Here is a 12,983-nt window from a genome sequence, read left to right as displayed (position 1 = left end):
GGGTTCATGCGGGTTGGCGGGCTATATGCGGCCGCCTCCGACTCCGCCAACGCAGGCGATGACAACGCAAGTTGAATTCGCCGCAAGAAAGCCCCGCCAGTCGGGGCTTTTTTGCGTCTGGCCGCAAGGGCCTGGGCTCATGGCTCGATGGCGATGCCCACCAGATTTTCGCCGCCCTGCACGGTGCCAATGCGGCTGGCCGCGCCCGTCTTCAGATCCACGCGATACAGCACCGTGGCGGCATGGCCAGGCGCCTGGATGGCTGCATAGGCGGCGTTGTTCAGGTCGCTGATGTCGAAGTGCACCTGCGCGATCGGGCCGGCGTTGAGCGGCCCGACGGTGAACAGTCTGCCCGTGTTGGGCGAGACCACCGGCTGCGTGCCTTCCAGGCTGCCCTGGCGCACCAACGTGCCGGCCACCGCATCGATGGCGTAGTTGGTGGTGATCTTCTCGTTGTCCTTGTTGTAGGTATAGCCGGCGGCCTGCACGCCGGGCTGGCGACCGGCGTTCACGTCGCTGGCGTCATAGGCCAGCGGGCCATCGAGCTGCAGGCCCGGGGTGTTGGCATCGGCATCCACCACGGCGCCGGTGTCGGGATGCAGGCGCAGGTTCAGGCCGCTGTCGCTCACCACCCGCAGGCGGTCGACGGTGGGATTGAAGTCCACGCCGAAGTGCCGGCCGGCCAACGGCACGGCCAACGGGCCGCCGACCGGCGTGGCCGCCGCCGTCGTGGTGTCGATGCGGTAGAGCCGACCGCTGCTGCCCAGTGCGAACAACTGGCCACGGGCCACGCGGAAGTCGATGCCCAGGACCTGTTCCTCGGGCGCCAGTCCGGTGAGGGCCTGGTTGCTCAGCAGCTTTTGCGGCTGGCCGCCATTGAAGCTGACCAGCCGCTTGCCGGCGGTGACGGCGAACAGCGTTTCCTTGGCAGGCGGGCCGAGCGGCTCCGCCACGGGCGGCGCGGCGCAGGCGGCCAAGAGCAGCACTAAGGCGAGGGCAGGCAGGGCGGTTCGGTACTGCGGGGTCATGGCAGAAGCGTAGGTTGAACACAACCTCGCGAGTCTGCCGCCCCGGTGCCAGCCCCATCGCCGAAGCTGGCCGAGTTAAGCCGGCCATCTCGTGCCGCATGCGGCTGCGGCTTCAGCCGTTCAGGCGACGTCCAGCCAGGGGCTGCCTTGCAGCGCGTCGGCCACCACGATCTCGGTGGCGGCGCAGCTGAGCGTCGCGCTGAGTGCGGCCGCGGCCAGCTCGGGCGTGTTGTTCTTCTGGCTCAGGTGGGCTGCCACCACATGGCGCAGGCCGGCATGCTTGCAGGCCTCCAGGATGGCCGCGGACTGGGTGTTGGCCAGGTGGCCGCGCACGCCGCCCACGCGGCGCTTGAGGAACCACGGGTAGGGGCCGTCGGCCAGCATTTGTGCATCGTGGTTGCACTCGAGCAGCAGCGCATGGCAATCGTTCAGGTGGCCAAGCACGCTGTCGGTGGGCTCGCCGAGGTCGGTGAGCACGCCCAGCCGGGCCACGCCGTCGGTGCAGCGCAGCTGCAGCGGTTCGGCCGCGTCGTGCGGCACGCCGAAGGGCGTGATCTGCAAGCCGCCGAAGTGGATGGGCACGCCTTCCAGCGCGATATGCCGCACGGTGACGGCGCCCACTGGCGCCGGCTTGCGGTCCATGGCCTGCCACGTGCCCAGGCTGGCCCACACCGGCACGCCATGGCGGCGGGTGAGCTGCAGTGCGCAGCCCACATGGTCGCTGTGTTCATGAGTGATGAACACCGCGTCCAGCATCGAAGGCGTGAGGCCCGCCGGGGCCAGGCGCCGCGTGAGTTCGCGCAAGGAGAAGCCGCAATCCACCAGCAGCCGCGTGGTGCGGCCATTGCGGGTGGACTCGATCAACGTGCCGTTGCCGGTGCTGCCGCTGCCCAGGCTGCGAAATCTCAGCATGTGTGCTGCGGCCGCCCTGCGTGGCCTACTTCAGGTCTTCGGCCAGGATGCGCACGATGCGCTGGCCGATGTCGCCGTTCTCGGGCTGGCCGCTGGAGGTGTACACCGCCGCGGTGGTGCGCTCGCCGGCCGACTTCAGGTTGATGCGGTAGCGGCCCGGGCCGGTGAGCGAGTTCTTGCCCTTGTCGTCGCCGAAGCTGAACAGCTTGGAGAAGAAGCCCGGTTCTTCCTTGCCGGCCATCTTCGGGTCGGCATAACGCACGTAGTAGATGCCGCCGGCGCGGTCGCGGTCTTCCACGGTGAAGCCGCCGCGGTCCAGGGCCAGACCCACGCGGCGCCAAGCGCGGTCGAAGCCTTCGTCGATCTGCAGCGTGGCGGCGGCCTCGCCCGGGACGATGCGGGCGCGGCTGGGCGCGGGAGCACCCGGCGTGGCCGTGGCGGCGGTGGTCGTGCCCGGCGCTGCGTTGGCGATGGCCTGGTCGGCGCGGGCCTTGTCGGTGCCCAGCTTCACCATCAGGCGCTGCAGGAATTCGGCTTCCAGCTGTGGGTCGCTCGGGCGGCCGGTCCAGCTGGTCTGGTCGCGCTCGCGGCTGGTGTACACCTCTTCCATGCCGCGGTGGCTGATGTAGATCTCCGTGCCGCCGGCCACGCGTTCCACGCGGGTGCGGAACTTGTCGCGCTCGCCGGTGGAATACAGCGAGTCCAGCACGCGGCCCAGCGTGCGGCGGATGATGTCGTCGGCGATCTTGGCGCGGTTCTCGGCCCAGTCGGTCTCCATCACGCCGGCCGAGGGAGTGTCGGTGGTGAGCACGAAGCCGCGCTCCTGCCAGAACTGCTGCAGTTGCGGCCACAGCTGCTCGGGCGTGGCGGGCACGAACAGCCAGCGCTGGTTGCCGTCGCGCAGCACGCGGATGTCGCCCACGGCCTGCGGCGCCACCGTCTGCGTGGCCTCGGGCGCCACTGCGCCGGGCACGTTGGCATTGGCCTGGTACCCCGCGGCGCTCACGCTGCCGGACGCGGCCTGGTAGCGGCCGTCGCGGGCCAGCTGCGTCAGGTCGGGTGGCACTTCCAGCGGGGTCTGCGACTGCCTGGACTTGCTGCGGTAGTCGATCTTGTCGCCCGACATCAGGTTCTCGACGCTCGAGCACCCGGCCAGCGTGGCCACGAGCGCCAGGACGGCCAGCGAAGAAGTAGAACGGTTCAGTTGACGCATCGGGTGAGGCCGCCGGCACGCAGGGCGCGGGCGATAAGTGGTCTGTCGGGAGAGGGGGAAAGGGAGCAGCGCGCGCCTAAAGCACGCCGCCTTCGCGCAGCGCCTGCTCGACCAGCGGCTGCAGGGCCGGGTCCAGCGGCGTGAGCGGCAGGCGGATGGCCGGGCCGCAGCGGCCCATGCGCTGCAGCGCCCACTTCACGGGGATGGGGTTCGGCTCGCAGAACAGCTGCTTGTGCAGCGGCAGCAGCTGCATGTGGATCTGCGTGGCACGGCGGGCGTCGCCGGCCACGGCGGCCATGCACATCTCGTGCATCAGCCGCGGCGCGACGTTGGCGGTGACGCTCACGTTGCCCTGGCCGCCGAGCAGCATCAGCGCCACGGCGGTGCCGTCGTCGCCCGAATACAGCGAGAAGCCATCGGGCTTCTGCCGCGCCAGCCAGGCCGCGCGCTCGATGTTGCCGGTGGCTTCCTTCACGCCGACGATGCCGGGCACCTGGGCCAGGCGCAGCGTGGTGTCCACGCTCATGTCCGCCACGGTGCGGCCGGGCACGTTGTACAGCACCACCGGCAGGTCCACCGCCTCGGCGATGGTGCGGAAGTGGCGGTAGATGCCTTCCTGCGTCGGCTTGTTGTAGTAGGGCACGACCTGCAGCGAGCAGTCGGCGCCCACCTTCTTCGCGAAGCGGGTGAGCTCGATGGCTTCCTGGGTGGAGTTGGCGCCGGCGCCGGCCATGATGGGCACGCGGCCCGCCGCCTGTTCCACCGCCACGCGGATGATCTCGCAGTGCTCCTCGACCGACACGGTGGGCGATTCGCCCGTGGTGCCGACGACGCCGATGCAGTCGGTGCCTTCGGCGATGTGCCAGTCGATCAGGGCGCGCAGCGCGGGATAGTCGACGCTGCCGTCTTCCTGCATCGGCGTGATCAGCGCGACGATGCTGCCAACAATCGGTTTCATAGCGGTACCGGCTTCTTCCTAATCGACGGAGTTTAACCGTCGGGGCCGGGGCGCCTCACAGGGGATAACGCGCCGGCGCCGGGGCATCCGGGTCGGGCCGCACGGCCACGATGCGCTGCAGGAAGCGGGCCGGCGCATCGATGAAGCCGTCCTCGTACGCCACGGTGCGTAGGCCGGCGCAGGCCTGCAGCAGTTCGCCCGGGCGCAGCAGGAAATCGGGTCGCGAGGGCTTGCCGACGGTCTCGTTGCCGGCGGTAAATGTTTCGTAAATCAGCACGCCGCCGGGGGCTAGCGACGCCACCAGCGTGGGCAGCAGCGGCCGCCAGAGGTAATGCGTGACCACCACCGCGTCGAAGCGTTCGCCGGGCAGCGGCCAGGCCCTGCCCTCAATGTCGGCGACGATCAGCCGGCCCAGCGGCTGCAGCGGCGCCAGCGCATCGGCGTCGCGGTCGATGCCGGTGAGCGCATGGCCGCGCGCCGCGAGGTAGCGCAGGTGCCGGCCGCTGCCGCAGGCCACGTCGAGCACCGAGCCGCCCGGGCGCACCAGCGGCGCCCAGCGCCGCACCCAGGCCGATGGCTCGCCGCTGCCGTGCGGCATCAGAAGCAGCTCCACACCTGGTTGGCCAGCTCCACCATCAGGCTGGGCTGCAGGTAGGCCATGAACACCGCGGCCAGTGCTGCGGCGGCGCCGGCCCAGGCCAGCAGGCGGCGGGTGCGGTGGGTCATGCCGGCACCGGTGCAGGCCGGGCGATGGCGTGCTCGCGCACCGGCAGGTTGATGGCCGCGGCGAACAGGCCGAGCGCGGCCGCCAGCCACCACACCACGTCGTAGCTGCCGGTGGTGTCGTAGAGCTTGCCGCCCAGCCAGACGCCCAGGAAGCTGCCCACCTGGTGGCTGAGGAAAACGAAGCCGCCCAGTGTCGACAGGTACTGCACGCCGAAGATCTGCGCCACCACCGCGTTGGTCGGGGGCACGGTGGACAGCCACAGGAAGCCCATCACCGCCGCGAACACGTAGACGCTTCCCGGCGACAGCGGCACGAACAGGAAGATGACGATGGCCACCGTGCGCGCCGCGTAGATGGTGGCCAGGATGTGCCGCTTGGCCAGCCGCTGGCCCAGTACGCCGGCGGTGTAGGTGCCAAAGACGTTGAACAGGCCGATCAGCGCCAGCGCATAGGTGGCCACCTGTGGCGACAGGCCGTGGTCCTTGAGGTAGCTGGGCAGGTGCACGCCGATGAACACCACCTGGAAGCCGCAGACGAAGTAGCCCGCCATCAAGTAGCGGAAGCTGGGATAGCCGAAGGCCTCGCGCAGCGCCTGCGGCAGGCTCTGGCGCGGCCCGGTGGGTGCTGCCACCGCCGGCTCGCGAAGGCCGAAGGCCAGCGGCAGGATGGCGATGGCCGCAATGCTGAGCAGGAACAGCGCGTTCTGCCAGCCAAAGCCGCTGATCAGCCAGTTCTCCACCGGCACCATCAGGAACTGGCCAAAGGACCCGGCCGCAGCCGCCACGCCCATCGCCCATGAGCGCCGCTCGGGCGCGACATTGCGGCCGATCACGCCATAGATCACCGCATAGGTGGTGCCCGATTGCGCCATGCCGATCAGCAGCCCGGCGCTGCCTGCGAAGGCCAGGCCGGAGGTGGACAGCGCCATCAGCACCAGCCCCAGCGCATACAGCAGCCCGCCCACCAGCAGCACCTTGAAGGCGCCGAAGCGGTCGGCCAGCATGCCGGCGAAGGGCCCGGCGATGCCCCAGGAGATGTTCTGGATCGCCAGGGCCAGCGCGAAGGTCTCCCGCGTCCAGCCACGGTCCATGGTGATCGGCTGCAGCCACAGGCCGAAGCCGTGACGGATGCCCATGGACAGCGTGACGATCAATGCGCCGCACAGCAGCACCTGGTTCATCGACAACGGACGTGCGGCGGCGGTGGACTTCATGCCGCCGAATCTATCCGAAACACAGCTTCACATTGGTGCGGGCGCGGACAAGGACCTGCCGTCGCAGGGCCCGGCCAGGGTCGGTCCCTAGAATCCGCGCCGATATGGCAAGCAAGCAATCCAGTTACGGCGAAGCGTCCATCCGCGTGCTGAAGGGCCTGGAGCCCGTCAAGCAGCGGCCGGGCATGTACACCCGCACCGACAACCCGCTGCACATCGTGCAGGAGGTGATCGACAACGCGGCCGACGAGGCCCTGGCCGGCCATGGCAAGCGCATCGCGGTGACGCTGCATGCAGACGGCTCCATCGGCGTGGACGACGACGGCCGCGGCATTCCGTTCGGCCTGCATCCCGAAGAGCAGGTGCCGGTGATCGAGATCGTCTACACAAGGCTGCATGCGGGCGGCAAGTTCGACAAGGGCTCGGGCGGGGCCTACAGCTTCTCGGGCGGCCTGCATGGCGTGGGCGTGAGCGTCACCAATGCCCTGGCCAGGCGACTTGAAGTGGCGGTGTGGCGCGATGGCCAGCATGCCCGGCTGGCCTTCTCCGGTGGCGACGTGGTGGAGCCCCTGACCGTGGCCAAGGCCGCGTCGGGCGACCGCAAGCACGGCACCAGCGTGCGCGTGTGGCCCGATGCCAAGTACTTCGAGAGTGCCGAGCTGCCGCGCGGCGAGCTGCTGCACCTCCTGCGCAGCAAGGCGGTGCTGATGCCGGGCGTGACGGTCACGCTGACCACCGAGAAGACCGGAGAGACCGTCACGTGGCTGTACAAGGGCGGCCTGCGCGACTACCTGATGCAGCACCTGGCGGCCGACCCGGTGATTCCGTTGTTCGAAGGCGAGCAGTTCGCAGGCGCGGCCGAGACCGAGAACTTCGCGGAAGGCGAGGGCGCCTCCTGGTGCGTGGCCTACACCGAAGAAGGCGCCACGCTGCGCGAGAGCTACGTCAACCTGATTCCCACGGTGGCCGGTGGCACGCACGAGGCCGGACTGAAGGACGGCCTGTTCGGCGCGATCAAGGGCTTCATCGAGATGCATTCGCTGATGCCCAAGGGCGTGAAGCTGATGCCCGAGGACGTGTTCTCGCGCGCGAGCTTCGTGCTGTCGGCCAAGGTGCTCGACCCGCAGTTCCAGGGCCAGATCAAGGAGCGCTTGAACAGCCGCGACGCGCTGCGGCTGGTGTCGGCCTTCACCAAGCCGGCGCTGGAGCTGTGGCTCAACCAGCATGTGGCCCACGGCAAGCGCCTGGCCGAGCTGGTGATCAAGCAGGCGCAGACCCGCCAGCGCGCCAGCCAGAAGGTGGAAAAGCGCAAGGGCTCCGGCGTGGCCGTGCTGCCGGGCAAGCTCACCGATTGCGAGAGCCGCGACCTGGCGCTCAACGAGGTGTTTCTGGTGGAGGGCGACTCCGCCGGCGGCAGCGCCAAGATGGGCCGCGACAAGGAGACGCAGGCTGTGCTGCCGCTGCGCGGCAAGGTGCTGAATGCGTGGGAGGTGGAGCGCGACCGGCTCTTTGCCAACAACGAGATCCACGACATCGCGGTGGCCATCGGCGTGGACCCGCACGGGCCCAATGACACGCCGGACCTGTCGGGCCTGCGCTACGGCAAGGTGTGCATCCTCAGCGATGCAGACGTCGACGGCTCGCACATCCAGGTGCTGCTGCTGACGCTGTTCTTCCGGCACTTCCCCAAGCTGATCGAGCGCGGCCACATCTACATCGCCAAGCCGCCGCTGTTCCGCATCGACGCACCGGCGCGCGGCAAAAAGCCCGCGGCCAAGATCTACGCGCTGGACGAAGGCGAGCAGGTCGCCGCACTGGACAAGCTGCGCAAGGAAGGCGCGCGCGAGGGCAGCTGGACGATCAGCCGCTTCAAGGGCCTGGGCGAGATGAGCGCCGAGCAGCTGTGGGACACCACGCTCAACCCCGACACGCGCCGCCTGCTGCGGGTGGACTTCGGTGCGCTGGACTTCGGCAGCACGGTGCAGTCGCTCACCAAGCTGATGGGCAAGGGCGAAGCCGCGGCGCGTCGTGAGCTGATGGAGCTGCGCGGCGACGACGTGGAAGTGGACGTGTGACGTCGCGTTTGAACTGCGCTGCCGGACCGCGCAGGTTCGGCGGCCGGGCAAAGAAAAAGGCCTTGCATCGCTGCAAGGCCTTCTTCTTCTGTTCTTGGCTCCCCGACCTGGGCTCGAACCAGGGACCTACGGATTAACAGTCCGGCGCTCTACCGACTGAGCTATCGGGGAACAGAGCCTCGCAGTATAGCGAGTTTTTTGGCTACGTCAAAGGTCTAGCTGGATGGATGCGCGAAAAGTCCTGGGCGCCAGCGGATACAGGTACGCGTGGCCGAACTGGAAGGGCGATTCGCGCCAGGCGCGCTTGTCGCCCACGTTGTCTACGCCCACGCGCCAGGTGAGCTGGCTGCGCGACAGACGCTGCACGTAGCGCGCACCGAGGTTCACCGTCGTCCAGCCCGGAATGGCGATGCTGTTGTCGTCCAGCACCATCTTGTCCGCCTCGTGCACCAGGCCGGCCTGCAGCTGCAGGCCGGGCAGTGCCGCGGGGGCATAGCTGCCCGCAAGGCGGAAGGAGCGCGGCGGCACGTTGGTGGGGCGGTTGCCGTTCAAGCTGTCATCGCTGCTGTTGCGCAGCCGGGCCTGCAGCCACATCGCGCTGCCGCGCAGCTGCCAGGGCCCATGGCTCCAGCCGAGCGCCGCTTCCAGGCCGCGGTGGCGGGCGCTGCCGTCGGGGCGGCGCAGGCACTGGTCATTGGCATCGCACAGGTCGGCGGCCCGCGGGCGGTCGATCTGGAAGGCCACCAGCGAGGCGCTGACGTCATCGCGCTCGTGCTTGATACCCAGCTCGGTCTGCCGGCTCTTGAGCGCCGGCAGCGCCTGTCCTGCGTTGACGTAGAAGCTGCGGTTGGGCACCACGTCGGACTCCAGGCCCTGGCCCCAACTTGCATAGACAACCGTGGCCGGCGTCCACTGCCAGCTGGCGGCCAGCCAGGGCAGGGTCTCGCTCTGGCCGTAGCCGGTGGCGCGCGAGCCGTCGGTGCGCACGCTGTCGCGGTGCAGCCGCGTGTGCCGCAGGCCGGCCCACAGCCGCCAGTCGGCCGACAGCTGCACCATGTCGCGCAGGTACAGCTCGGTGCTGCGTTCGTCGCGCTCGGTGTTCTCGTCGGTCAGCTCGGGCGCAGGCTCGGTCACCGCCGTGCCGTCGATGTGGCCGGTGCCGGTGTAGTTGTAGGCCTGGCCCTGGGCGCGGCTCTTGAAGCGGGTGAACAGCACGCCGGTGCTGAACTGGTGGCGCAGGCCGGCCAGCACCGGGCTGCCGGCCAGTGAGAAGTCCAGTGCATCGCTGCGGCGGCGTTCGTTGTCGCTGCGGAAGTCGTAGAGGTCGAAGCTGCCGTCGCTGCAATAGCGGTCGTAGCGGTCTTCGGCGCTGCAGCCGTAGGGATAGGCCAGCCGGTCGTCGGTGCTCAGGTGCTGCGTCATGCCGTGCGCGGTGAAGCGCCAGCCCGAGCCCAGCTGCTGCTGCAGCCGCAGCGATGCGGTGTTGCCCTCCATCACCACCGGCAGCGACCAGGGCTGGTTGTTGAGGTTGGTGCGTGGGTCGATGCGTCGTGCCGAGGGCAGGCTGTCGCCCAACAGGCTGAAGCCGGGCACGCTGGGCTGGCTCTGGCGGGAATGCTCGAACTCGGCCTCCACCAGCGTGCCCGGTGCGATGCGCCAATCGCCGGCCACGGCCAGCTGGCGGCGATGACCTTCGAGCGAGCGCACCTGCGGGTCGAGATGGTCGTAGGCCGCATTGACGCGCAGGCCGAAGGCTTCGTGCGCGCCGAAGCGCTGGCTGAGGTCGGTGGCCACGCCGATGCTGCCCTGCTCACGCCACTCCAGGGAGGCGCTGCGCACCGCGGCGTCCGGCCGCTTGACCACGAAGTTCACCAGGCCGCCCGGCGCGCTGGTGCCGGCCTGGATGCCGCTGGTGCCCTTGAACACCTCGATGCGCTCCTTGTTGGCCATGCCGATGCTGGTCTCGGCATTGATGGGCAGGCCGTCGCGGCGGTAGTTGAAGCGGTTGTCCAGCGTGTAGCCCCGCACGGAGAGGAAGCTCCAGTAGCCGTCGGAGTTGTAGGCATCGGACAGGCTGGCATCCAGCCGGGTGATGTCGGACAGGCGCTCGACGCCGGCGTCCAGCAGCGCGGTGCCGCCCAGCACGGTGCCGGCAAAGGGGGGCCCTGGACAAGGGCAGCTCGCCGAAGCCGCCGATGCCCGGCGCGGCCTGCAGCGTGCGGCCGGTGATCTCCACCGTCTGCGCGGCCTGCTGGGCCCAGGCCGGCAGGCCGAGCACGCAGGCGGCGGCGGCCGCCAGCGAGTGGAGGGAAAAGCGGAACGGTGCGGAAGCCATCGTGGTCTCGGGTCGATGGCAGGGCGGCAAAGCGGAGGCTGCATGCGGCACCGCGGGCGGCGGTGCGGCGGACCAGGTCCGTCGGCTTCCCTGCGCGAGGATTACCTCAATCAGGTTCAAAGGGACTGTCTCAGTCGGCCCGCTTGCGCAGGCCAACACCCCCAGCGAAGTGCCGCAGGCCCTGAGGCCGCGGCGGGGGCGATTCTAGGGCGCGCCGTTCCGTGGCCATAATTGGCGCTTGCTAGGGGTGTCGTGCGACGCACGACTGAGAAACACCCTTTGAACCTGAACTGGGTCATGCCAGCGGAGGGAAGCAGCACCGGCCCCAGGGCGGTCACTCTTCTTCCGGCGCGCGTGCCCGCTCATGCGAAGGAAGCTGCGATGACCACCGAATCCGCCGCCCCCCGCCTGCCGCTATGCCCGGGTGCTGACCATCGCCGGCTCCGACAGCGGCGGCGGCGCCGGCATCCAGGCCGACCTCAAGACCTTTGCCGCGCTGGGCTGCTACGGCAGCAGCGCGATCACTGCCATCACCGCGCAGAACACGCTGGGTGTGCGCGCCATCCATGCGGTGCCGACGGAGGTGCTGGCCGCGCAGATCGACGCGGTGGCCGAGGACATCGGCTGCGACGCGGTGAAGATCGGCATGCTGCATTCGGCCGCCACCGTGCAGTGCGTGGCCGCAGCGATCGACCGCCACGGCCTGCGGCCGGTGGTGCTGGACCCGGTGATGATCGCCACCAGCGGCGCAGCCTTGATCGATGCCGCCGCGGTGCAGGTGATCGTGCAGGCGCTGTTCCCCCGGGTGGCGCTCGTCACGCCCAACCTGGACGAGGCCGCGCTGCTGCTGGGCCGCGCCATCGTGTCGGTGGACGAGCTGGACGGCGCGGCCAATGCCCTGCTGGAGCTGGGCGCGCAGGCGGTGCTGCTGAAGGGCGGGCACCTGCCGGGCGACACGGTCGTGGACGTGCTGAAGTCCCGCGAAGGCCTGCATCGGCGCTTCCAGGCGCCGCGCCTGCACAGCCGCAACCTGCACGGCACCGGCTGCACCTTGTCCTCCGCCGTGGCGGCGGCGCTGGCACTGGGCCAGCCGATGGCCGATGCGGTGGCTGCCGCACACGCCTACGTGCAGCAGGCCCTGCGGCACGGCGCGGCGGTGCGCACCGGTGCGGGCAACGGGCCGCTCAACCATGGCCATGCACCGCGGCCCGTGCAGCTGCGGCCGCTGGCCGGCGAGGGGCGGGCGGCATGAGTCGCGTCGGGATCGCCGGGGCCGGCTTGCTGGGCCGCCTGCTGGCCTGGCGGCTGGCGGCTGCCGGCCACGAGGTGCAGGTGTTCGATCCCGCAGCGGGCCCGGACGACCGCACGCCGCCGCAGGCGGTCGGCTGGACCGCGGCCGGCATGCTGAGCCCCATCGCCGAGCTGGAAACGGCCGACCTGCGCACTGCGCAACGGGGCTGGCGTTCGCTGGACCTCTGGGCGCGGTGGCTGCCGCAGTTGTCCAGGCAAGTTCACTTCCGGCGCGAAGGCAGCCTGCTGCTGGCCCATCGCGGCGATGCCGGCAGCGCCCAGCGGCTGCTGGCGGTGCTGCTGGCCAAGGCAGCCGGCCGGGCCGACCAGCCGCAGCCGCGGCCGTTGTCGGCGGCCGAGCTGGCCGCGCTGGAGCCTGCGGTGCACGGCCCCGCGCTGGCCTGGCTGTTGCCGGGTGAAGGCCAGCTGCACTGCGTGCAGGCGATGCAGGCCCTGGCGCACGAGGCCACGGGGCAAGGCGTGCGCTGGCATTGGCGCATGCCGGTGCAGCAGGTGGATGCCGGCCGGCTGGATGGCCAGGCCTACGACCATGTGTTCGACGTGCGCGGCCTGGGGGCGCGGCCGCAGCTGCCGGTGCGCGGCGTGCGGGGCGAGCTGCTGTGGGTGCAGGCGCGGGGCCTGGTGCTGCACCGGCCGCTGCGCCTGCTGCATCCGCGCTGGCGGGTCTACCTGGTGCCGCGGCCTGACGACATCGTGCTGGTGGGCGCCACCGAGGTGGAGTCGGAAGACCGATCGCCCATCTCGGTGCGCAGCCTGCTGGGCCTGTTGAGCGCGGCGCACAGCGTGCTGCCGGAGCTGGCCGAGGGCCGGGTGCTGCACATGGAGACCAACCTGCGCCCCGCCTTGCCCGACAACCTGCCGCAGCTGCAGGTGGCGGCGGGCCTCACCCGCATCAACGGCCTGTTCCGCCATGGCTGGCTGCTGGCACCGGCCCTGGTGGAAGAGGCGCTGGCCGCCAGCGGCTTGCGGGAGGCGGCATGAACGCCCGTGCCGACGCTTCCGACGACGCCATCCCCGTGCAGGTGGCCGGCCAGCACCTGCAGCTGCCCGCCGGCTGCACGCTGGCCCAGCTGATCGAACGCCTGGGCCATGCGCCGCAGGACGTGGCCACCGCGGTCAACGGCGGCTTCGTGCCGCGGGATGCGCGGGCCGGCCACCGGCTGCAGCCCGGGGACCAGGTGCATTGCTTCAAACCCATCGTGGGAGGTTGA

At 70.2% G+C, this 12,983-nt stretch carries 12 protein-coding genes, 1 tRNA gene and 2 riboswitches; of the genes, 4 read left to right on the top strand and 9 right to left on the bottom strand.

Annotated features, from left to right (window positions below; genetic code table 11):
- Positions 1–137: 137 nt before the first annotated feature.
- The 7 genes from LRS14_RS08175 to LRS14_RS08145 form a co-directional block, all read right to left on the bottom strand.
- A complete protein-coding gene (locus LRS14_RS08175; protein WP_257799215.1) occupies positions 138–986 on the bottom strand; it encodes a DUF4394 domain-containing protein in 849 nt (282 codons plus the stop codon).
- 162 nt (positions 987–1,148) lie between these two features.
- On the bottom strand, positions 1,149–1,940 hold the full coding sequence (locus LRS14_RS08170; protein WP_257799214.1) for an MBL fold metallo-hydrolase: 792 nt from the start codon (positions 1,938–1,940) through the stop codon (positions 1,149–1,151).
- A gap of 25 nt (positions 1,941–1,965) precedes the next feature.
- Positions 1,966–3,153 (bottom strand): outer membrane protein assembly factor BamC, encoded by a 1,188-nt coding sequence (bamC, locus tag LRS14_RS08165; protein WP_046111777.1) that lies wholly within the window; start codon positions 3,151–3,153, stop codon positions 1,966–1,968.
- A gap of 76 nt (positions 3,154–3,229) precedes the next feature.
- Positions 3,230–4,111: a 4-hydroxy-tetrahydrodipicolinate synthase gene (gene dapA, locus LRS14_RS08160; protein ID WP_257799213.1), complete on the bottom strand. Its 882-nt coding sequence runs from the start codon at positions 4,109–4,111 to the stop codon at positions 3,230–3,232.
- 55 nt (positions 4,112–4,166) lie between these two features.
- Positions 4,167–4,709: a bifunctional 2-polyprenyl-6-hydroxyphenol methylase/3-demethylubiquinol 3-O-methyltransferase UbiG gene (locus LRS14_RS08155; protein WP_257799212.1), complete on the bottom strand. Its 543-nt coding sequence runs from the start codon at positions 4,707–4,709 to the stop codon at positions 4,167–4,169.
- A complete protein-coding gene (locus LRS14_RS08150) occupies positions 4,709–4,837 on the bottom strand; it encodes a hypothetical protein (RefSeq protein ID WP_257799211.1) in 129 nt (42 codons plus the stop codon). The genes LRS14_RS08155 and LRS14_RS08150 overlap by 1 nt, the downstream gene beginning before the upstream one ends.
- Positions 4,834–6,051, bottom strand: a complete 1,218-nt coding sequence (locus LRS14_RS08145) for an MFS transporter (RefSeq protein ID WP_046111780.1) — start codon at positions 6,049–6,051, stop codon at positions 4,834–4,836. Before LRS14_RS08145 ends, LRS14_RS08150 begins: the two co-directional genes overlap by 4 nt.
- Before the next feature lie 104 nt (positions 6,052–6,155).
- Here LRS14_RS08145 and LRS14_RS08140 point away from each other — a divergent pair, with 104 nt between their 5' ends.
- Entirely contained in the window at positions 6,156–8,126 is a 1,971-nt protein-coding gene (locus LRS14_RS08140; protein ID WP_257799210.1) for a DNA topoisomerase IV subunit B, read from the top strand.
- 95 nt (positions 8,127–8,221) lie between these two features.
- On the opposite strand, the gene LRS14_RS08135 is transcribed toward LRS14_RS08140, so the two are convergent.
- Positions 8,222–8,297: transfer RNA gene (locus LRS14_RS08135), tRNA-Asn, on the bottom strand.
- Positions 8,298–8,333: 36 nt separating this feature from the next.
- Entirely contained in the window at positions 8,334–10,271 is a 1,938-nt protein-coding gene (locus tag LRS14_RS08130; RefSeq protein ID WP_257799209.1) for a TonB-dependent siderophore receptor, read from the bottom strand.
- Positions 10,272–10,531: 260 nt separating this feature from the next.
- A riboswitch (TPP riboswitch) is annotated at positions 10,532–10,634 on the bottom strand.
- 60 nt (positions 10,635–10,694) lie between these two features.
- Positions 10,695–10,790: riboswitch (TPP riboswitch) on the top strand.
- Positions 10,791–10,885: 95 nt separating this feature from the next.
- Here LRS14_RS08130 and thiD point away from each other — a divergent pair.
- The 3 genes from thiD to thiS are packed head-to-tail and all read left to right on the top strand — an operon-like array spanning position 10,886 to position 12,983.
- Positions 10,886–11,713 carry a bifunctional hydroxymethylpyrimidine kinase/phosphomethylpyrimidine kinase gene (gene thiD / locus LRS14_RS08125; RefSeq protein ID WP_257799208.1) on the top strand — a complete coding sequence of 276 codons (828 nt, stop codon included), beginning with the start codon at positions 10,886–10,888 and terminating at the stop codon, positions 11,711–11,713.
- Positions 11,710–12,753 carry an FAD-dependent oxidoreductase gene (locus LRS14_RS08120; protein ID WP_257799207.1) on the top strand — a complete coding sequence of 348 codons (1,044 nt, stop codon included), beginning with the start codon at positions 11,710–11,712 and terminating at the stop codon, positions 12,751–12,753. The genes thiD and LRS14_RS08120 overlap by 4 nt, the downstream gene beginning before the upstream one ends.
- Positions 12,750–12,983 (top strand): sulfur carrier protein ThiS, encoded by a 234-nt coding sequence (gene thiS / locus LRS14_RS08115; protein ID WP_257799206.1) that lies wholly within the window; start codon positions 12,750–12,752, stop codon positions 12,981–12,983. Before LRS14_RS08120 ends, thiS begins: the two co-directional genes overlap by 4 nt.

The organism is Aquincola sp. J276, from assembly GCF_024700035.1.
Lineage (GTDB): Bacteria > Pseudomonadota > Gammaproteobacteria > Burkholderiales > Burkholderiaceae_C > Aquincola > Aquincola tertiaricarbonis.
Note: the sequence above shows the minus strand (reverse complement) of the source record. Positions and strands in the feature narration are given on the sequence as shown.